At 63.9% G+C, this 18187-nt stretch carries 20 protein-coding genes and 1 pseudogene; 10 read left to right on the plus strand and 11 right to left on the minus strand.

All coding sequences use genetic code 11. The features are described from left to right. Positions 1–5: 5 nt before the first annotated feature. On the minus strand, positions 6–968 hold the full coding sequence (gene dapD, locus DDA93_RS09960) for a 2,3,4,5-tetrahydropyridine-2,6-dicarboxylate N-succinyltransferase (protein ID WP_019481637.1): 963 nt from the start codon (positions 966–968) through the stop codon (positions 6–8). A 33-nt stretch (positions 969–1001) separates the two neighbouring features. Here dapD and dapE point away from each other — a divergent pair, with 33 nt between their 5' ends. Further along, positions 1002–2093: a succinyl-diaminopimelate desuccinylase gene (dapE, locus tag DDA93_RS09965; RefSeq protein WP_116778682.1), complete on the plus strand. Its 1092-nt coding sequence runs from the start codon at positions 1002–1004 to the stop codon at positions 2091–2093. A gap of 105 nt (positions 2094–2198) precedes the next feature. On the opposite strand, the gene DDA93_RS09970 is transcribed toward dapE, so the two are convergent. From DDA93_RS09970 to DDA93_RS09985, 4 genes are all read right to left on the minus strand, one after another. After that, positions 2199–3065 carry an amino acid ABC transporter permease gene (locus tag DDA93_RS09970; protein WP_024476020.1) on the minus strand — a complete coding sequence of 289 codons (867 nt, stop codon included), beginning with the start codon at positions 3063–3065 and terminating at the stop codon, positions 2199–2201. Continuing rightward, complete coding sequence (locus tag DDA93_RS09975; RefSeq protein ID WP_019481640.1) at positions 3062–3736, minus strand: amino acid ABC transporter permease; 675 nt, start codon at positions 3734–3736, stop codon at positions 3062–3064. Before DDA93_RS09975 ends, DDA93_RS09970 begins: the two co-directional genes overlap by 4 nt. A 97-nt stretch (positions 3737–3833) precedes the next feature. Beyond that, positions 3834–4679, minus strand: coding sequence for a glutamate ABC transporter substrate-binding protein (locus tag DDA93_RS09980; RefSeq protein ID WP_019481641.1), 846 nt, complete (start codon positions 4677–4679; stop codon positions 3834–3836). Positions 4680–4722: 43 nt separating this feature from the next. After that, positions 4723–5505, minus strand: coding sequence for an amino acid ABC transporter ATP-binding protein (locus DDA93_RS09985; RefSeq protein ID WP_024476021.1), 783 nt, complete (start codon positions 5503–5505; stop codon positions 4723–4725). Positions 5506–5624: 119 nt separating this feature from the next. Here DDA93_RS09985 and DDA93_RS09990 point away from each other — a divergent pair, with 119 nt between their 5' ends. The 4 genes from DDA93_RS09990 to DDA93_RS10005 all read left to right on the plus strand — a co-directional run bounded on the left by DDA93_RS09990 (position 5625) and on the right by DDA93_RS10005 (position 7683). Further along, positions 5625–6410: a TIGR00730 family Rossman fold protein gene (locus tag DDA93_RS09990; protein ID WP_019481643.1), complete on the plus strand. Its 786-nt coding sequence runs from the start codon at positions 5625–5627 to the stop codon at positions 6408–6410. A 54-nt stretch (positions 6411–6464) separates the two neighbouring features. Next, a complete protein-coding gene (locus DDA93_RS09995; RefSeq protein ID WP_019481644.1) occupies positions 6465–6785 on the plus strand; it encodes a DivIVA domain-containing protein in 321 nt (106 codons plus the stop codon). Continuing rightward, a complete protein-coding gene (locus DDA93_RS10000; protein ID WP_024476022.1) occupies positions 6782–7360 on the plus strand; it encodes a DNA-3-methyladenine glycosylase I in 579 nt (192 codons plus the stop codon). The genes DDA93_RS09995 and DDA93_RS10000 overlap by 4 nt, the downstream gene beginning before the upstream one ends. A gap of 155 nt (positions 7361–7515) precedes the next feature. Next, positions 7516–7683 carry a DUF3117 domain-containing protein gene (locus DDA93_RS10005; RefSeq protein WP_019481646.1) on the plus strand — a complete coding sequence of 56 codons (168 nt, stop codon included), beginning with the start codon at positions 7516–7518 and terminating at the stop codon, positions 7681–7683. A 58-nt stretch (positions 7684–7741) separates the two neighbouring features. Here the strand turns inward: DDA93_RS10005 and DDA93_RS10010 are convergent, their stop codons facing one another. Continuing rightward, positions 7742–8389 (minus strand): class I SAM-dependent methyltransferase, encoded by a 648-nt coding sequence (locus DDA93_RS10010; RefSeq protein ID WP_019481647.1) that lies wholly within the window; start codon positions 8387–8389, stop codon positions 7742–7744. Between the two features lie 262 nt (positions 8390–8651). Between DDA93_RS10010 and sigE the strand changes: the two are divergent. The 3 genes and pseudogenes from sigE (at position 8652) to DDA93_RS10025 (ending at position 10715) form a co-directional block, all read left to right on the plus strand. After that, positions 8652–9283 (plus strand): annotated as a pseudogene (gene sigE / locus DDA93_RS10015) (RNA polymerase sigma factor SigE). Between the two features lie 5 nt (positions 9284–9288). Continuing rightward, positions 9289–10263, plus strand: a complete 975-nt coding sequence (locus DDA93_RS10020) for a zf-HC2 domain-containing protein (RefSeq protein ID WP_116778683.1) — start codon at positions 9289–9291, stop codon at positions 10261–10263. 41 nt (positions 10264–10304) lie between these two features. Next, positions 10305–10715, plus strand: coding sequence for a sec-independent translocase (locus DDA93_RS10025; protein ID WP_019481650.1), 411 nt, complete (start codon positions 10305–10307; stop codon positions 10713–10715). Positions 10716–10764: 49 nt separating this feature from the next. On the opposite strand, the gene DDA93_RS10030 is transcribed toward DDA93_RS10025, so the two are convergent. From DDA93_RS10030 to DDA93_RS10040, 3 genes are read right to left on the minus strand one after another with little or no spacing between them, the layout of a single operon-like run. Next, positions 10765–11883, minus strand: a complete 1119-nt coding sequence (locus DDA93_RS10030; RefSeq protein ID WP_035747193.1) for an Mrp/NBP35 family ATP-binding protein — start codon at positions 11881–11883, stop codon at positions 10765–10767. Next, positions 11880–12476: a DUF1003 domain-containing protein gene (locus DDA93_RS10035; RefSeq protein ID WP_116778684.1), complete on the minus strand. Its 597-nt coding sequence runs from the start codon at positions 12474–12476 to the stop codon at positions 11880–11882. The genes DDA93_RS10030 and DDA93_RS10035 overlap by 4 nt, the downstream gene beginning before the upstream one ends. Beyond that, positions 12469–13749, minus strand: a complete 1281-nt coding sequence (locus tag DDA93_RS10040; RefSeq protein WP_019481653.1) for a CBS domain-containing protein — start codon at positions 13747–13749, stop codon at positions 12469–12471. The genes DDA93_RS10035 and DDA93_RS10040 overlap by 8 nt, the downstream gene beginning before the upstream one ends. Positions 13750–13867: 118 nt before the next feature. Here DDA93_RS10040 and DDA93_RS10045 point away from each other — a divergent pair, with 118 nt between their 5' ends. Further along, the gene (locus DDA93_RS10045; protein ID WP_207771336.1) at positions 13868–14749 is read left to right on the plus strand and encodes a general stress protein; all 882 of its coding nucleotides are present in this window, start codon (positions 13868–13870) and stop codon (positions 14747–14749) included. Positions 14750–14786: 37 nt separating this feature from the next. Here DDA93_RS10045 and DDA93_RS10050 read toward each other — a convergent pair whose 3' ends face one another. Continuing rightward, positions 14787–16373, minus strand: coding sequence for an aminopeptidase P family protein (locus DDA93_RS10050; RefSeq protein ID WP_243400585.1), 1587 nt, complete (start codon positions 16371–16373; stop codon positions 14787–14789). A 78-nt stretch (positions 16374–16451) separates the two neighbouring features. On the opposite strand from DDA93_RS10050, the gene DDA93_RS10055 reads away from it, so the two are divergent. Then, the gene (locus DDA93_RS10055) at positions 16452–17297 is read left to right on the plus strand and encodes a PHP domain-containing protein (RefSeq protein WP_116778685.1); all 846 of its coding nucleotides are present in this window, start codon (positions 16452–16454) and stop codon (positions 17295–17297) included. A gap of 28 nt (positions 17298–17325) precedes the next feature. Here the strand turns inward: DDA93_RS10055 and DDA93_RS10060 are convergent, their stop codons facing one another. Continuing rightward, the gene (locus DDA93_RS10060; RefSeq protein ID WP_116778686.1) at positions 17326–18186 is read right to left on the minus strand and encodes a site-specific DNA-methyltransferase; all 861 of its coding nucleotides are present in this window, start codon (positions 18184–18186) and stop codon (positions 17326–17328) included. Position 18187: the final 1 nt, after the last annotated feature.

The following is an 18187-nucleotide window of genomic DNA, read 5'->3' on the forward strand; positions in this document are numbered from 1 at the left end:
GGTCCCTAGTTGGCGTGAAGCACTGAGTTCAAGGCGATCCCGTGGCCGCTGCGCGGACGTGCCTCGACGACGCCGGTCGCCGAGTTGCGGAGGAACAGCAGGAAGGACTCACCGGAGAGCTCGGCGGCCTTGACCACTCGCCCGTCCGGGAGGGTGACCTTGGTGCCAGCAGTAATGTACAGGCCGGCTTCGACGACGCAGTCGTCGCCGAGGGAAATCCCGATGCCGGCTTGAGCGCCGAGAAGGCACCGCTCGCCGATCGCCACCCGTTCCTTGCCGCCCCCGGAGAGTGTGCCCATGATGGATGCGCCGCCACCGATGTCCGAACCGTTGCCCACCACCACTCCGGCGGAAATGCGGCCTTCGACCATCGACTGGCCGAGGGTGCCCGCATTGAAGTTGACGAAACCCTCGTGCATGACGGTGGTACCAACGGCCAGGTGTGCGCCAAGCCGCACCCGGTCGGCGTCGGCAATCCGTACCCCGGCGGGCAGTACGTAGTCGACCATGCGGGGGAACTTGTCCACGCCGTAGACCACTACCGTGCCGCGGGTCCGCAGCCGGAGGCGGGTGCTTTCGAAGTCTTCGACGGGGCAGGGCCCGAAGTTGGTCCACACCACGTTGGCCAGCAGCCCAAACACGCCGTCGAGGTTGACGGTGTTGGGCGCTGCAAGCCGGTGGGACAGAAGGTGCAGGCGAAGATATGCGTCCGCCGCGTCGGTCGGCGCCGAATCCAGGTCGGCGTGCGCCGCAATGACTTCCTGGCTGGTGCCGCGCAGGTCATCGTTCCCGGCCAGGGCGTCGAGAGAGCTTCTGAGATCCTCCTGCGATGTGTCGCCGAGTTCGGGGCGGGGAAACCACACATCAAGGACGGTGCGGTTGGCGGCGAAGGTCGCCAGACCCAGTCCGTGGGCTGAGCGGGGGCCTGGATCGGTTGCTGGCGTGGGGGCTGTGGCTCGTTCAGTCATGGCCTCAAGTCTACCGAGCGATAGGCTGGATCAATGACCGCTAACCTCCCCGCAGCCCTTGACCTTTCTGCCGATGTTGCAGCTCTGACCGCCTCTCTCCTCGACATTGAGAGCGTCTCCGGCAATGAGCGGACCCTCGCCGACGCCGTCGAAACCGCCTTGCAGGCCTGCCCCCATCTGGAGCTGGTGCGCGACGGCGACTCAATCATCGCGCGGACCTCACTGGGCCGCGCCGAACGGGTCATCCTCGCCGGCCATCTGGACACCGTGCCCCTTCCAGGTGTTCCCGGCTCCCGGGGAACCGTCCCCAGCACCTGGGACGGCGAAGTGCTCTACGGCAGGGGTGCCACCGATATGAAGGGCGGGGTGGCGGTCCAGTTGGCGCTCGCCGCAGCGCTGACCGAACCCGCCCGCGACATTACCTACGTGTTCTACGACCACGAGGAAGTCGATGCGTCGTTGAGTGGGCTTGGCAGGCTGGTGACCAGGTTCCCTGACTGGTTGACCGCCGATTTCGCAGTGTTGCTGGAACCCACGGACGGTACCGTCGAGGGCGGCTGCAACGGCACCGCCCGCTTCAATGTCACCACCACCGGCCGGGCAGCGCACTCGGCACGTGCCTGGATGGGGGAGAACGCCATCCATGCGGCTGGCGACATCCTGACCCGGCTTCGCGACCACGAACCACTCACCGTTGACGTGGATGGCCTCGCCTACCGGGAGAGCCTTAACGCGGTGATGATCAAGGGCGGCACGGCTGGGAACGTCATCCCCGACCGGACAGTGGTTGAGGTGAACTACCGGTTTGCGCCGGATAAGTCGCCCGACGACGCCGAGGCTTACGTCCGGGCGGTGCTGGAGGGCTACGACGTCGAACGCACCGACGCTGCCGCCGGCGCCCGCCCCGGGCTGCACCATCCTGCGGCAGCAGACTTCGTGGCGGCCGTGGGTGCCGAGCCCAAACCGAAGTACGGCTGGACCGACGTCGCCCGCTTCAGCGAGTTGGGCATCCCGGCCGTGAACTTCGGGCCGGGTGATCCGCTGCTGGCGCACTCGGATAACGAGCACGTCAGCGCCGACGAGATCCGCGAGTGCCTGAGGGCGCTGAAGACCTGGCTGGGCTAGCCCACCCAGACGGCGGGCTCAGGCAGCCATTAGACATGAAAGTGCGGCTACACCTTGAGGTGTAGCCGCACTCTTGCCGTGCGCTGATTGCAGTCGGTGGGCTGGCTAGGGCACGGGAGCCGCTGCAGCCAGTTCCGGATCCTCAGTCTGCTTGACCTTGCGACCTGTCCTGAAGCTCAGCAGCGTGGAGAGCTTGTTGGCTGCCGAGGAGAGGGCGAAGTTGATCAGGATGAAGATGAAGGCAGCAATCAGGAGGGACTGCAGCAGGTTGCCTTCACCGACGCCGAGGCGGCGGGAGAACTGGAGGAGTTCCGCGTAGCCGATGATGTAGCCCAGTGCGGAGTCCTTGAGGATGACGACGAACTGGCTGACCATGGCTGGCAGCATCGCGACCAGCGCCTGGGGAATCTCGATGCTCCGCAGGGACTTGCCCGGGGTCATACCGATGGCCATCGCCGCTTCGCGCTGGCCCTTGGGAAGACCATGTACTCCGGATCGGACCAGTTCGGCGATCACCGACCCGTTGTACAGGGTCAGTGCCGTCACAACTGCCACAAAGATCGGATCATCGATGAAACCAACCTGAGCCAGGGCAAGCCACAGGAAGATCATCATCAGCAGGACGGGTACCGCACGGAGAAATTCGACGACGAGACCAGCAACCCAGCGGATCGGTGCGATATGGGATAGTCGGCCGATTCCGAACAGCAGCCCAAACGCGATCGAAGTGACCACTGCGACCGCCGCGGCCTTAAGGGTGCTGAGCAGGCCCGGGAGAATGAAGAACTCCCAGGTCCGCCACTCGAGGAAGGGCGTCCACTTGGCGGCTTCGAACTGGCCCTGGGCGGCCAGAGCTACTACTACGTAGCCTAAGAGGCCCAGCACCAGCAGCACGCCAGCGATATTGCCAAGAAGGATGCGGCGCTTGCCCTTCGGTCCCGGTGCATCGAACAGGACTTGTTGAGCGCTCATCGTGCCACCGCCAGTTTCCTTGACAACCAGGTAGTAAGAAGGCCGATGGGGACAACGATGATCACGAAGCCCATGGCGAAGATAAAGAAGATGGGAATCACGAGGTCACCCCTGAACTCGATCATTTCCTTCATCAGGTTTGAGGACTCGATCACCGATCCAGCGAACGCGACAGTCGAGTTCTTGGTCAGGGCAATGAGGACGTTACCCAGCGGTGCAACTGCACCGCGGAGCGCCTGCGGCAGAATGATCAGGCGGGCGGCCGGCAGGAAGCTTAGCCCAATAGCGCGGGCGGCCTCTGCCTGGCCGAGGGGAACGGTGTTGACACCGCTGCGGATCGCTTCACAAACGAAGGCCGCGTGGTAGATGCTCAAGCCCAGGATGGCCAGGCGGAGGAAATTCACCTGGAAATCCTCGGCCAGGACCACATTCAGTTGTCCCCACAGCCCGAGGACACCGAAGGCAATGATCACCGTGAGCGGTGTGTTCCGGAAGATATTCACATACGCCGCGCCGAACCACTGCAGGCTGGCGATCGGCGAGATGCGCATGAGCGCAAGGATAGTTCCCAGGATAAATGACCAGATAGCGGCCCAAAACGTCAGCTGGATATTGACCCAGAACGCTCCAGCGACGTCGTACGTCTCAAAGAGCGATAGGAAGTTATCCATGGTTCACCTCTTCCGTGGTGTTGAAAACCGTAAAGTTGAAAAGCCTTGGTGAGGCAGCCGCGAAGCTACCCCACCAAGGCAAAAAAACGGCTCGAGCTTAGGCGCAGGCGTCAGGCTCTGGTGGGTTCAGCTCGTCGTTGAAGGTGTAGTCAGCGCCCTCGGTGTTGTTCGTGATGGCTTCTTCCCAGGCACCCTCGTCGATCATCTTGACGATGGCGGCGTTGACATCTTCACACAGGTCGCTGCCCTTGGTGAGGCCAACTCCATAGTTCTCCTCGGAGAACGGGTTGCCCACCACCTTGAACTGGCCGGCATTGGCTTCCTGCGCGGCGAGGCCGGCCAGGATGATGTCATCGGTGGTGACGGCGTCGATCTGGCCGCCGCCCATCAGCGAGACACACTCGGCGTAGCCGGGCTGCTCAACCAGGTTGGCATCGGCGCCGAACTCTTCGTTGATACGAGCAGCCGAGGTGGAACCGGCAACCGAGCAAAGGTTCTTGCCGGTCAGCGACTCTGGCCCGGTGATTTCCTCGTCGTCTGCGCGGACCAGGAGGTCCTGGCCGGCAACGAAGTACGGTCCGGCGAAGTCGACGGTTTCCTTGCGCTCGTCAGTGATGGAATAGGTAGCGAAAATCATGTCCACCTCTTCGGTGGAGAGCAGATTCTCGCGGTTGGCCGAAGGAGCCTCGACCCATTCGATCTGGTCCTCGGAGTAACCGAGCTCGGTGGCCACATATTTGGCAACGTCGACGTCGAAGCCGGAGTACTCGCCGCCTTCATCGAAGCCCAGGCCCGGCTGGTCGAACTTGATGCCGATGCGGATGCTGTCGGAGCCTGCATCTGTCGCGGTGTCGTCGCCACCCTCGTCCCCGCCGCCACAGGCGGAAAGGGTGAGTGCTGCTACAGCTGCCATGGCGGCTGCTGCGTAACGGGTCTTGCGCATGATTTCTCCTTGCGTTTCGTCTGACTTGATGAAAATTGTTGGGCTAATGCGCCAGGATCTTGCCGAGGAAGTCTTTGGCTCGGTTGCTCTGGGGGTTGGTGAAGAACTCTTCGGGGGTGGCCTCCTCGACGATCTGGCCGCCGTCCATGAAGATCACCCGGTCCGCTGCCTTGCGGGCGAAGCCCATTTCGTGGGTCACCACGATCATGGTCATACCCTCCTTGGCCAGGGTGACCATCGCGTCGAGGACCTCGTTGATCATTTCGGGGTCAAGCGCGGAGGTGGGTTCGTCAAACAGCATCACCTTCGGCTGCATGGCAAGCGCACGGGCAATCGCCACACGTTGCTGCTGACCGCCGGAAAGCTGCGCTGGCAGTTTCTGGGCCTGGTTATCAACCCCTACCCTCTTCAGCAGGGACATGGCCAGCTCTTTGGCCTCGGCACTTTTCATGCCTTTGACCTTGATCGGCCCCAACGTCACATTTTCGAGGATGGATTTGTGGGCAAACAGGTTGAAGGACTGGAACACCATCCCGACGTCGGCGCGGAGTTTTGCAAGCGCCTTGCCCTCGGCAGGCAGTTTAACGCCGTCGATCCGGATCTCTCCGTCGTCGATGGTTTCCAGCCGGTTGATGGCACGGCAGAGGGTCGATTTACCGGAACCGGACGGTCCGATCACCACCACCACCTCACCGCGGGCCACCTCGAGGTTGATGTTCTGCAGCACATGGAGTTCGCCGTAGTGCTTGTTGACGTTCTTCAGCAGCACGAGCGGCGTCTCAGATGATGGTGCAGCGGTCGAGTTCGCTTCGAAATCACTGGTCATAGAGATGAATGTAGCGAACGAATGCCCGCTGGCAACACATGATTGTTGCGATTTGGTAAATCGTGACTCAAGAGCAACCAAGACCCAAAGGGGTTGCGGAGGGCGGATAGGCTCAAAAGATGGCTTCCAACGAATTCCTGTCCAGTCCAGAATCCAATGCCGCCCGCGCCACCCCGTCACGTCGGCGAGGCCAGGTGGAGCTCCGCCGTGGGCAGATCCAGGCACCTCAATCTGACAGCTACCTGCTGGACTCAGGGGGAGGGAACCACTTCACCAAGACGGACCCGTGGCGGGTGCTGCGTATCCAGAGCGAGTTCGTCGAAGGTTTCGGGACACTCGCCGAGCTTGGGCCGGCTATCAGTGTGTTCGGCTCGGCGCGCACCCCACGGGATTCGCCGTTCTACGCGATGGGTGAGGAGGTGGGCCGGCGCCTGGTGGAAGCAAACTATGCGGTCATCACAGGTGGAGGTCCGGGAGCCATGGAAGCGGCCAACAAGGGAGCCTGCGAGGCCGGCGGACTCTCTGTTGGTCTCGGCATCGAGCTGCCGTTCGAACATGGGATGAATGAGTGGGTGGACCTTGGAGTGAACTTCAGGTACTTCTTCGTCCGAAAAACCATGTTCGTGAAATATGCGCAAGGGTTCATCGTCCTGCCGGGCGGATTCGGCACCCTGGATGAACTATTCGAAGCCATGACCCTGGTCCAGACCAGGAAGGTCACCTCCTTCCCCATTGTCCTGATGGGCACTGAGTTCTGGGCGCCGCTCTGGGATTGGGTGAGGGGCAGCCTGCTGGCGAACGGGATGATCTCCGCCAGGGACCTGGACCTGGTGCATCTGGTGGACGACCCAGCCGAAGCCGTCCGGCTGGTGCAGGCAGACACCGCATCACACAAGTCACCGTGACCATTCGCTGGCACCAATAACAATGGCACCGTTAACTCTGGCAGCATTGACACGGTGAGTATTTTCCTGGTGTTTATTGCTATCGCTGTGGTGGGTGCTGTGGCTTTCGCCGTCGTCGGACGGCAGCGTCCGGGAGGGGATCTGACGGTCCCCGGGCATCCTGCGGGGCTGGTCGAACCCGCTCCGTCCCTGCCCGCAGTGCTGCTGCCCGACGACCCCCACCCTTCCGACATCGATAGAATCCGCTTCGCCCCCGCCTTGCGTGGGTACCGGATGGACCAGGTCGACGAGGTCCTCGAGAAGCTGGCGTCAGCGCTCGCCGAGCGGGACGAGATCATTGCCGACCTCCGACGGTCCCGCCAGGACAGCCGATGAGCGGCGCGGCACTCGGGGAGGACGGGCGGGTGCGCTGCGACTGGGCCAACGCTACTGCCGATTACCGGACCTACCACGACGAGGAATGGGGTCGCTCCGTCTCCGGGGAGGCAGCCCTGTTTGAACGGCTCAGCCTCGAAGCCTTCCAATCCGGTCTGAGCTGGATTACCATTCTGCGGAAGCGGGAGTCCTTCCGGGCGGCCTTCAGGGAGTTCGAACCGGCCGTGGTGGCAGAATTCGACGACGACGACGTCGAGCGGTTGCTTCAGGATGCCGGAATTGTCCGTAACCGGGCGAAGATCCTCGCAACCATTGCGAATGCCCGGGCGCTGCTGGCTCTTCCACCGGGTGAAAGCCTCGCCAATATCCTTGAAGCGCACCGGCCAGCACCTCGTCCCGCCCCGGTTGCACTGACCGACGTGCCTGCGGTTGTCCCTGAATCGGTGGCACTGGCAAAGGCCCTGCGGTCGCACGGATTCAGGTTTGTTGGTCCCACTACCGGGTACGCCATGATGCAGGCAACCGGGTACGTCAATGACCATCTGCTGCACTGCTGGGTGCGGGGCTCGATGTGACCCACAACGCACCGCGATTCGCCGAGTCCGGCTCTGTGCGGGATAATGGTGGAGGATCAATGCGCGGGGGCCAGCATGCCGCCGTGTCACTGACGTTAATTTTCGTTGACGGGCGGCCGGGGATCCCGGGCGCGCACATTTGAAGGGATACCTTTATGGCTGCCATGAAACCGCGGACCGGCGATGGGCCGATGGAAGTCACCAAAGAGGGCCGCAGCCTAATCATGCGGGTACCGATTGATGGTGGCGGGCGGCTAGTGGTCGAACTCAATGCGGAGGAAGCCGGCAACCTCAAGGACTGCCTTTTGACGGTCACCGAGTAGTCGCCCAAAGTGGCAGCGCTGCTGGGGTCGGCCCCAAGGGTACCGACCCCAGCAGTGACTACTTACGGATGGCTGGCATCTTCACGGCGAGCAGCAGGCCATGGCCGGTGGGAAGCATGGCCGACACCAGTTGCTCGTGGTCGCGAATAGTGCGTCCCACCTGGCGAAGAATGTTGGTCGAATCCTCTCGGATGGCCGGATCTGCCACCCGATCCTGATCCAGTGCGTCGTTGAGCATCAACATGCCGCCCGGCTTCAGCAGGCGGATGGCCTGATTTGCGTAGAGCGGCAGACCGGCCTTGTCTGCGTCGATAAAGACCAGATCGTAGGCGGCGTCAGTGAGGCGGGGCAGCACGTCAGCAGCCCGGCCGGAGATGGTGCGTGTCCGGTTCCCCGGCACGCCAGCCTCGGCGTAGGCCTCTCTCGCCGCGCGGAGGTGGTCGACGTCGGAGTCGATGGTGGTCAGGACGGACTGCGGTCCCAGGCCGCGCAGGATACATACCCCGGACACACCGGCCCCGGCACCAATCTCCACAACTGTCTGTGCCTTTGACGTCGCAGCAAGGACTGTCAACGCGGCCGCGACACCGGTGCTGACCGGCGTGACCCCAAGCTCGTAGGACCGGTCCCGGGCACGCAGCAGGACTTCATCCTCGTCGGGCAGCCCCTCGGCGTATGACCAGCTACTTTGTTTGTCCGCGCTCATGTATTTACCGTTCAGTTTTCTCGTTCAGGGGACGTTCTCGCTTTGGTACCCAGCCTACTGGTTGGGGGGCTCCTCGCCCATTTGGGTGATCAACGGAATCCGAGCGCCGTCGCAGGGCTTTCGCAGGCCAGGGCACACCAGTTTTCCAGCGATCTCCCAGCTTGATAGGGCAATATTTCAAGCTCCAGGCATCCGGTGAACCATTGGCCGCGAATACCTTGGGAGACGGCAAAATGCTGTTTCACACTGGGAGGAGAGGTTGATGTCCACTTCGCAAACAACGGTGGCCGCTGCCACCGTCACCGATGAAGCAGCAGGCACGGACGCCGCCTGGGTGGCGCCCTCCTGGGAAGAAGTGGTGGTTGTCCATTCGCCGAAGGTGTACCGGCTGGCCTACCGCCTGACCGGCAACAAGTTCGACGCCGAGGATCTCACCCAGGAAGTGTTTGTCAGGGTCTTCCGGTCCCTGGCCAACTTCACGCCCGGCACCCTCGATGGGTGGCTGCACCGAATCACCACCAATCTGTTCCTGGATCAGGCTCGCCGGAAAAGCCGGATCAGGTTCGATGGCCTGACGGAGGAGGCCGAAAGCCGCCTGCCCAGCGCCCATCCCGGGCCGGAACGCAGTTTGAATTCAACAACCTCGACATTGATGTGCAGGCTGCCCTCGAAGAACTCCCACCCGATTTCCGGGCGGCTGTGGTCCTGTGCGATCTGGAAGGGCTCGCCTACAACGAGGTGGCTGAAGCCCTCGGGGTGAAGCTGGGAACAGTGCGCTCACGGATCCACCGGGGGCGCACCATGCTGCGCGAAAAGCTTGCTCACCGCGACCCGGCCCTGACCGCTGCCAAAAGCCCCCGAATGAAGCTGCCCCGGATTGCGGGCGCCCGTTAGCGGCCATGCGACATCCGAAGCGGCATCTAGCTGATTTCGTAGACGGGGAGTTGCCCTTGGACCGCCGCAGGGCGGTGGAAAGCCACCTCGCCCGCTGCGCCTCCTGCCGGGACACCGTGCGGGAGCATCGGGGTGTCCGAAACCGGCTGCAAAGCTCAGAGATCCCACGGCCCGACGCCGATCTGTTCGATCGCATCATGGCGACCGCCCAGCGCCACCCAGAGACGCGTCCCGGAGTGGCGCCCGACGTCGTCGGGCAGGAAAAGCACGGACCCAGCCGGCGGATGGCAGGCTTTGCCTCACGCCACCGCACACCGATGGCGGTGAGCGGAGGGCTGGCCGTGGTCGCGCTCGCAACGCTTACCGGTGCCTATGCCCTTGGCATCGAATCGGAGCATGAGGTCCTCGCCGGCAGCGGTCGAAGCGGGGCGCTGATGGCTGGCTGGCAGTCGGTTGCCTCCGACACCCCAACCCTGCTGGATGCCAGCCAGCTCGAAGAGCTCAGGGGCGGTGGCTGGTACTGCCCCGACCTCGAAATGATGGGGTTCAGCGTGGCGGGTGCGGAAGCCATCACTGTGGCGAACCGTCCGGCACTCATGATGGTGCTCAATGACGGAACTGACTCAGTCACGATCTACGAACAGCGCAAACTCGGCGACGGCCGGGCACCTGTCGCGTCACCGCCCATCAACGCACTGACGGGGAACTCCGTCGTCGACGACGGATTCGAACGCATCGGCGGGATGCAACGCCAAATCTGGGTCCACCCGGGGCACTCCTGGCAGGTGGTGCTCGATTCCCAGTCGGTAACCTACACCGTTGTCTCGAGTCTTCCCGCAGCAGAAATGCCGCAGGCTGTTAGCCAACTGGTACTGGCCGAGCACTCCCGGCTGGCGCCCACCGAGCCGACTCCGCATGACCCCCTGAGCAGGATTCTTCGAGGGCTCAACAAGCTGGCACAGCCAGCCTCGGGACAGTGAGCCAAATAGCTCCTGCCGCCGCCGAAAGGTAGTCTTCTTCAGTGTTTGGAATCAACGGGCTCGAGTTTTTGCTGCTGGCTGTCATCGCCGTCATGGTTCTCGGACCTGAACGGCTGCCGGAGTATGCCGCCCAGCTGGGCAGGCTGGTGAAGGATCTCCGCCGGATGGCATCGGGCGCGCGGGAGCAGCTCCGCGAGGAAGTCGGCCCGGAGCTCGACGACGTCGACTGGCGCAAGCTCGACCCCCGCCAGTACGATCCGCGTCGGATCATCAAGGAAGCCCTGATCGACGACGTCCAGGACGCTTTCAAGCCTGTTAGCGGGGGAGCACCGAACCCGGCGGCCCCGGCTTCCGTCACGCCGCCAGCCCGGTCACGGCCGCTGCCGTCAGTCGCGACGTCACCGCGGCTCAGCGCCGGCCAGCTGGCGCCGTTCGATGTGGAAGCCACCTAGCACCAGGCTGTTGCGCCCGGACGGAACCGGTCAGGCGAAGCCTGCCTGGCTAGGTGGGAGTGACCTTCAGCCGACGGCCGCCGAGGTCACGCGGACGGCGGGCGAGGGTGTCCGCTATCTGGCGAAGTTCCTGCGCTGCGGCGGATTCGCTGGTCCCATGGACGATAGGTTCCCCACTGTCCCCACCCTCGCGAAGGGCAATCTCGAGTGGGACACTGCCGAGGAGCGGGACCGGGTAGCCCAGGGCCTCAGTGAGGCGGCCGGTCAGGGCGAGCCCGCCACCCTTGCCGAACAGTTCCATCCGTTCCCCACCGGGAAGCTCAAGCCAGGACATGTTCTCGATCACCCCTGAAACCTTCTGGCCCGTCTGGTTGGCCAGGGTCCCGGCGCGTTCAGCAACGTCCGCGGCCGCCGTCTGCGGCGTGGTGACCACCAACAGCTCCGACGAGGGCAGCAGTTGGGCCACAGAGATGGCGATGTCCCCGGTGCCAGGAGGAAGATCGAGGAACAATACGTCCAGATCGCCGAAGTGCACGTCGCTGAGAAACTGCTCAAGTGCCCGGTGGAGCATCGGCCCGCGCCAGGCGACCGGCTGATTGCCGGCGATGAACATGCCAATTGAAATGACTTTGACGTCGTAGGCGACCGGCGGGAGGATCATCTCATCGACCCGGGTTGGCGGCTGGGTGATCCCCAGCAGGGAAGGTACCGAGAAGCCGTAGACGTCAGCGTCGACAATCCCCACTCTCAGGCCTTGGGCGGCCATTGCCACCGCAAGATTCACTGTGACGCTCGATTTGCCGACCCCGCCCTTGCCGCTCGCCACCGCGTACACCCGGGTCAGTGAGCCCTCGTCGTTGAACGGGATGCCCTTCCGGCCACCGGGGCCCCTGAGCTGTTCCTTGAGCCGGTCGCGTTGCTGTTGGGTCATCACCGAGAGCCGTACGTCCACCGAGGTGACTCCGTGGAGGCCCCCTACCGCGGTTTCGACGTCGCGGGTGATGGTCCCGCGCAGCGGGCAGCCGGCAATGGTGAGCAGCACCTCAACGGTGACGGCGCCGCCGACGATATCGGTGCCCGCAACCATACCCAGCTCGGTGATTGGTTTGCGAAGTTCAGGGTCAATCACGGTGGCGAGGGCTGCATCCACCTGCTCCCGCAATGTCACAACCGGTCAGACCGGTTGGGCTGCAGCTTTGGCAGCGACGCCGTCTGGTCGCCGCCCTTCCGGCGCGACTTTTTATGGAGGGCCGTGTCTTTGTCTTCGGCGGTCTCAAGGATTTCCTCAAGGACTGAGCGCAGTTCGGACCGGACATAATCGCGCGTCGCGACCTCGCGGATCGCGATCCGTAGTTCAGCGATTTCCCGGGTCAGATATTCGGTGTCGGAAAGGTTCCGTTCAGCACGCTGCCGATCCTGCCGCAGCGACACCCGGTCGCGGTCGTCCTGCCGGTTCTGTGCCAGAAGCAGCAGGGGTGCTGCATAGGATGCCTGGAGGGAGAGCATCAGGGTCAGCAGGGTGAAACCGATGGCGGCGCTGTCGAAACGCAGTCCGCCTGGGGCCCAGGAGTTCCAGGCCAGCCAGAGGGCAACAAAGACTGTCATGTAGAACAGGAACTGGGGTGTCCCCATGAACCGGGCGAAGTTTTCGGTGGCGCTGCCGAACCGGTCCGGGTTCGGCCGCAGCCGGGGCAGCCAGCGTTTACGGCTCTCGCGCGGGGTGTCGAGCCCTGTCGCAGTGGTTCTGATCCGCTCAGCCATTGGTTGCTCCCTTCGTCAATCCCGGGTAGTCGTTGGCAGCGCGCCAATCATCGGGCAGCAGGTGGTCGAGGACGTCGTCAACTGTCACCGCTCCGACCAACCGACCTTCAGCGTTGACGACGGGAATGGAGTTCAGATTGTAGGTCGCAAGGATGCGGGCCACCTCGCTGATGTTGGCCTGGTCCCCGACGGGCTCCAGATCAGTGTCAACGATGTTCCCCAGCTGCTCCGGCGGAGGGAATCGCAGCAGCTGCTGGATGTGGACGACGCCGAGATACCGTCCGGTGGGTGTCTCAAGCGGTGGGCGGCACACGAAAATCGATGAGGCCAACGCTGGAGTCAGTTCCTCACGCCGGACGTGCGCGAGGGCTTCGGCCACTGTCGCCTCGGGTGGGAGGATGACCGGCACGGTGGTCATCATGGAGCCGGCAGTGTCCTCCTCGTATTGGAGCAGGCGTCGCACATCCTCTGCGTCTTCGGGCTCCATCAACGCGAGGAGGTCCTCCTTCTGCGCTTCGGGCAGTTCGTTGAGGAGGTCCGCGGCGTCGTCGGGGTCCATTTCCTCCAGCACATCGGCGGCACGTTCACGGTGGAGCGAAGAGATGATTTGCACCTGGTCATCGTCCGGGAGTTCCTGCAGGATGTCAGCGAGCCGGTCATCCTGCAGGGCGCCCGCAATCTCGGTGCGTCGTTTGTCGCTCATTTCGTGCAGCGCGTCCGCGAAGTCGGCCGGCTTGAGGTCCTCGTGTTGCGCAACGAACTGGGAAGCGCCCTGCGGTTCGGCAGCGTCCCCGTGGTAGGCGTCCAGCCAGTCGACAATGAGGCGTTCGCCCCGGCGGAGTCCACGCAGCGCCGACGACGACGAGCCGCGCCTGATGAATACCTGTGATACGTGCCAGTCGCCGGCGCGGTCCACCTCGATGGCGATATCCTCGATTACTGCCTCGCCGCTCCCGTCGCGCAGGGTCACCCGGCGGTCAAAAAGCTCACCCACCACCAGCATTTCGGCGCCGCGCTGTTCGAAGCGGCGGAGGTTGACCAGTCCGGTGCAGATGATCTGGGTCGAATCAATCGACGTGACCCGGGTCATCGGGACAAAGACCCGCCGTTTGCCGGGTACCTCCACCACCAGGCCAACGGCCTGGGGCGCGGTGTTCGGGCCGAGGTCAAGAACCACCGCATCACGAAGTCGGCCCAGACGGTCACCCAGTGGGTCAAACACGTCGAGGCCAAGCAGGCGCGCCACGAAGACGCGGGTGGGATTAGTGCTCACCTGCCTAGGCTACTTTGGAACGGCCGCTTCCGCCCTATTCGATCGGCGGCAACGTAGCGCTAGTTCACTGCGAGCGATACGGGCCCACAGGTCAGCCGTTCTGGGTGAGAATGGAACCATGTCAAATGTGCTTGGTCGAACGGCGTCACGGGATGAAGGCCGCATCCTGCCCAAAGGCGAAACGGTCGGACGGTACAGTGCCTACCTGGACGCGCAGAAGGCAGTGGATTACCTAGCCGACAGCAAGTTCCCCGTGCAGAAAGTCTCGATCATTGGCAGCGATCTGAAGACTGTTGAACGAGTGACGGGCCGGCTCAGCTACCCGCGGGTGGCATTGGCCAGCGCTGCAACGGGTGCATGGTTCGGATTTTTCGTGGGCCTGATCCTGACGCTGTTCGGCGACGGCGGTGCGTACCTGCCGATCTTCACCGCGATGGCGCTTGGCGCCGTGTTCTGGATGCTGTTTGGCGTCATCACCTACGCCTTCCAGCGTGGCAAGCGGGACTTCACCTCCACGAGTCAGGTCATCGCCACCAGCTACGATGTCATCGTCGAACCGGAATCGGCCGGTGAAGCTCGACGGATGCTGCAACAGTTGCCAATGAACGGTCAGGCCCAGCACCCCGGCGGGTCCGCGCAGGGGTGGCAACCACCGGCAGCGCCTCCCGGTAGCGGCCCACAGGCGCCGGGCCAGCCCGGGCAGCCGCAGGCCTGGAAAGACCCGCTCGCCCAGCCCATCCAGAATCCACAGCAGCCCGGCACCCCCGAGTCCGGGACCGCCAGCCAGGGAAACGCGCCGGACCAGGGTGCACACACCGCAGCGGATGGGTCACAGGGTGCAGGCCCCTCCGGTCCCCGGCGTGGCCAGTTCGCTGACCTCCCCGACGGGCGGCCGCAGTACGGTGTCCGGGTTAACCCTCAGGAGAACAGTGCGGCCGCGACAGAAAGCCCGGCGAAGGGTCCCGAGGAATCGGGTCAGCCCGCCGACGAGCGTGCCTAGCCACCTTCGTTGGGGCTAGGCACGCTCGGGGCCTGGGCTACTCGCCGGTAGGGCTGTAGATCCCCGCCATCCACGCTTCGACGTCGTTGGCCTCGCGGGGCAGCGCCGCGCTCAGATTCACGGGGCCATCGGCGGTCATCAGGATGTCGTCCTCGATCCGCACACCGATCCCGCGGAACTCCTCGGGGACCGCCAGGTCCTCGTCCTTGAAGTACAGGCCTGGCTCGATGGTGAAGACCATACCTTCGGTCAGGATGCCGTCCAGGTAGAGCTCGCGCTTGGCCTGGGCGCAGTCGTGAACGTCCATGCCCAGGTGGTGGCTCGTACCATGCGGCATCCACCGGCGGTGGTGCTGGCCGTCCTGCGACAGGGCTTCCTCGAGGGACACGGGGAGGAGGCCCCAGGCGTCGAGCCGTTCCGCGAGAACGGTGATTGCCGCCTGGTGGACATCGCGGAACTTGCGGCCGGGTTGGGCCGCCGCGAATCCGGCGTCGGCGGCGTCGAGGACTGCCTGGTAGATCTTCCGCTGGATGCCGGTATACCTGCCGTTGACCGGAAGGGTGCGGGTGATGTCTGCGGTATAGAGGGTGTCAGCCTCGACGCCCGCGTCGAGGAGCAGGAGTTCCCCTGCGTGCACCGGCCCGTTGTTACGGATCCAGTGGAGCACCGTGGCATTGTTGCCACACGCGGCAATGGTGTCGTAGCCCAGGTCGTTGCCTTCTTCACGGGCGCGGGCGAAAAATGCTCCTTCGACGACACGCTCACCGCGATGGTGGGTGATGGCGCGGGGGAGTTCCTTGACCACCTCGTGGAAGCCGTTGACTGTCGCCGCGACGGCGACCTTCATCTGGTCCACCTCCCAGGCGTCCTTGATCAGGCGCAGCTCGGAGAGGGCTTCGGCGAGCTTGCCGTCGAGCTCATCGGATTTTTCCAGGTCGACGCCGGTGTTGATCCGGGAGGTGTCGACCAGGGCGTCCGCGTTGAGATCGACTTCGCGCAGCAACCGGATCCGCATGCCTCCCACCTCGGGGACGCCTGCGTCCTTGGTGACTGCGACTTCCAGTTCGGCGAGGTCTGCAGTCTCGATGGAGAGCAGGGTCCTGATCTGCGCGTGTGACAGGCGTGAGCCGATCCAGAACTCGCCGTAGCGGGCATTGGCATAGAACTCGGGGTTGTCGTGACCAGCAAGCTCCCTGAAGTACAGGGTGGAGTGGTGCTGGCCGCCGTCGTCGCCGTGGCCAGCCTCGGTGGGCTCCATGATGAGCACTGCGTCGGGTTCGTGATCGAGCCCAAGACCGGTGAGGTGCGCAAACCCGGAATGCGGCCGGAAGCGGTAGTCGGTGTCGTTGGAGCGCACCTTGAACGGCCCGGCGGGGATGACGAGCCGTTCGCCAGGGAATCGGTCTGAGATAGCACGACGGCGTTTCGCGGCGTGCGGGGCTACCTCAGCCTCGGCGGGCAGCTCGGTGGGCTTGGGTTCCCACTGCTGGGCCATGAACGCCTTAAACGCCTCCGATTCGGGGCGCTGGGAACGATTCTCGTTCCGGGCAACAAGAGGCTGCTCTTCGGTGGTGGAGAGCGCGCCGGCGGTCTGGGACAGGGTGTTGTTCTCTGCTGTACTCACCAGTCCATGATCTCACCGGTACCGGAGGCAACCAAACAGTTGTCAGGGAGAACACCACTGCGGGCGTAGATTAGGTGGGTGAGAATCGACCTACACACCCATTCAACCGTCTCGGACGGCACCGAAAGTCCTGCAGAGCTGATCAAGGCAGCGCTGGACGCGGAAATTGATGTGATTGCCCTGACCGATCACGACTCGACCGCGGGCTGGGCAGCAGCCGCAGCTGCGGCGCGTACCCATGGCGTGGTGCTGATCCCTGGCATGGAGGTGTCGTGCCGGACTGACACGGGTATCAGCGTTCATGTGCTCTCCTACCTGCACGATCCGCTACACCCCGGACTGAAGGCTGAAATCCTTCGGTCCAGGGACGCCCGATTGACGCGGGCCGAGCGAATGGTGGAGCGCCTCGGAGCCGACTATCCCATTACCTGGTCCGATGTGCAGGAGCACATCGCGGACGGGGCAACTGTCGGACGCCCCCATATCGCCGATTCTCTGGTGGCGCTGGGTATCGTTTCCAACCGGAGCGAAGCCTTCACCGATATCCTCACTGCCGCGTCCCCTTACTGGGTGGGCCACTACGCACCGCACCCCGCGCAGGCGGTGGAACTGATTCGCGCGGCGGGCGGCGTTGCGGTCTTCGCCCATCCGGTGGCATCGGCCCGCGGCCGGATCGTGGGTGACGATGTGATGGGCCAGATGATCGATGCCGGATTGCAGGGCCTGGAGATCGAACATCGCGACAACCCGGAGCCGGGACGCCGTGACCTGCGACGGATTGCTGCGGAGCATGGCTTGCTGGCCACTGGATCCAGCGACTACCACGGGGAAGGAAAACCGAACCGCCTGGGGGAGAACCTCACTGCCCCCGACGTGCTGGAGCAAATTGAGGCGTTGGCCACCGGGTCGGCAGTGGTTCGCTGAACACCTGCCTGCGCGAAGCGGGAACCGGTCAGCAGTAGGCGCCGAGCCTGGCCTTCATCACGTCGATCGCCTGGGGGTTTTGGTCAACGCAGACGAACCGGCGGCCCAGTTTCGCGGCCACCGCGCCGATGGTTCCGGATCCTGCGAAGAAGTCGAGTACCCAGTCACCCTCGCGGCTGCTGGCCGTGACCGCCCGGCGAAGGAGCCCCTCGGGTTTCTGGGTGGGGTAGCCGGTCTTTTCCCGACCGGTGGGGGAGACGATGGTATGCCACCAGACATCGGTGGGCAGTTTGCCCAGGGCAGCCTTCTCGGGAGTGACCAGCCCGGGCGCCATATAGGGCTCGCGGTCCACCCCTGCGCTGTCGAAATAGTAGTTCGAAGGGTTCTTCACGTAGACCAGAATGTTGTCGTGTTTGGCTGGCCATCGGCTCTTCGCGCGGGCGCCATAGTCGTAGGCCCAGATGATTTCGTTCAGGAAGCTGTCCCTGCCGAAAAGGGCGTCAAGCATCACCTTGACGTAGTGCACTTCCCGGTAGTCCAGATGCACGTACAGGGTGCCGTCGTCGGTGAGGAGCCGCCACGCTTCAGCGAGGCGTGGGGCCAGGAACTCCCAGTAATCCTCGAAGGCGTCGTCGTAGCTCGCCAGCATCCCCTTGACCGTCGAGTAGCTGTGCCCCTTGAAACCGACCCGGTCCCCGGTCCCATCAATGGTGCGGACCATCGACGTTTGTTGACGCCGTTGGGCCCGCCCCGTGTTGAAGGGCGGGTCAACGTAGATCATGGTGAAGGAATTGTCAGGCAGCGTCGGGAGGTAGTCGGCGTTGTCGGCGTGCACCACCAGGTTGCTGCCGTCCGGACGCCACAACGGCGCCGTCGCGGGGACGGGCATG

The organism is Arthrobacter sp. Bz4 (assembly GCF_003075455.1).
Classification (GTDB): Bacteria; Actinomycetota; Actinomycetes; order Actinomycetales; family Micrococcaceae; genus Arthrobacter_D.

Coding starts and splice junctions, on each gene's coding strand:
- DDA93_RS10060 (WP_116778686.1), bottom strand. CDS start 18,186: ATGCCCGTCCCCGCGACGGCGCCGTTGTGGCGTCCGGACGGCAGCAAC.
- DDA93_RS09980 (WP_019481641.1), bottom strand. CDS start 4,679: ATGCGCAAGACCCGTTACGCAGCAGCCGCCATGGCAGCTGTAGCAGCA.
- DDA93_RS10035 (WP_116778684.1), bottom strand. CDS start 12,476: ATGGCTGAGCGGATCAGAACCACTGCGACAGGGCTCGACACCCCGCGC.
- DDA93_RS10045 (WP_207771336.1), top strand. CDS start 13,868: ATGTCAAATGTGCTTGGTCGAACGGCGTCACGGGATGAAGGCCGCATC.
- DDA93_RS09975 (WP_019481640.1), bottom strand. CDS start 3,736: ATGGATAACTTCCTATCGCTCTTTGAGACGTACGACGTCGCTGGAGCG.
- dapD (WP_019481637.1), bottom strand. CDS start 968: ATGACTGAACGAGCCACAGCCCCCACGCCAGCAACCGATCCAGGCCCC.
- DDA93_RS09970 (WP_024476020.1), bottom strand. CDS start 3,065: ATGAGCGCTCAACAAGTCCTGTTCGATGCACCGGGACCGAAGGGCAAG.
- DDA93_RS09985 (WP_024476021.1), bottom strand. CDS start 5,505: ATGACCAGTGATTTCGAAGCGAACTCGACCGCTGCACCATCATCTGAG.
- DDA93_RS10005 (WP_019481646.1), top strand. CDS start 7,516: ATGGCTGCCATGAAACCGCGGACCGGCGATGGGCCGATGGAAGTCACC.
- DDA93_RS10010 (WP_019481647.1), bottom strand. CDS start 8,389: ATGAGCGCGGACAAACAAAGTAGCTGGTCATACGCCGAGGGGCTGCCC.
- DDA93_RS10020 (WP_116778683.1), top strand. CDS start 9,289: ATGCGACATCCGAAGCGGCATCTAGCTGATTTCGTAGACGGGGAGTTG.
- dapE (WP_116778682.1), top strand. CDS start 1,002: ATGACCGCTAACCTCCCCGCAGCCCTTGACCTTTCTGCCGATGTTGCA.
- DDA93_RS10000 (WP_024476022.1), top strand. CDS start 6,782: ATGAGCGGCGCGGCACTCGGGGAGGACGGGCGGGTGCGCTGCGACTGG.
- DDA93_RS09990 (WP_019481643.1), top strand. CDS start 5,625: ATGGCTTCCAACGAATTCCTGTCCAGTCCAGAATCCAATGCCGCCCGC.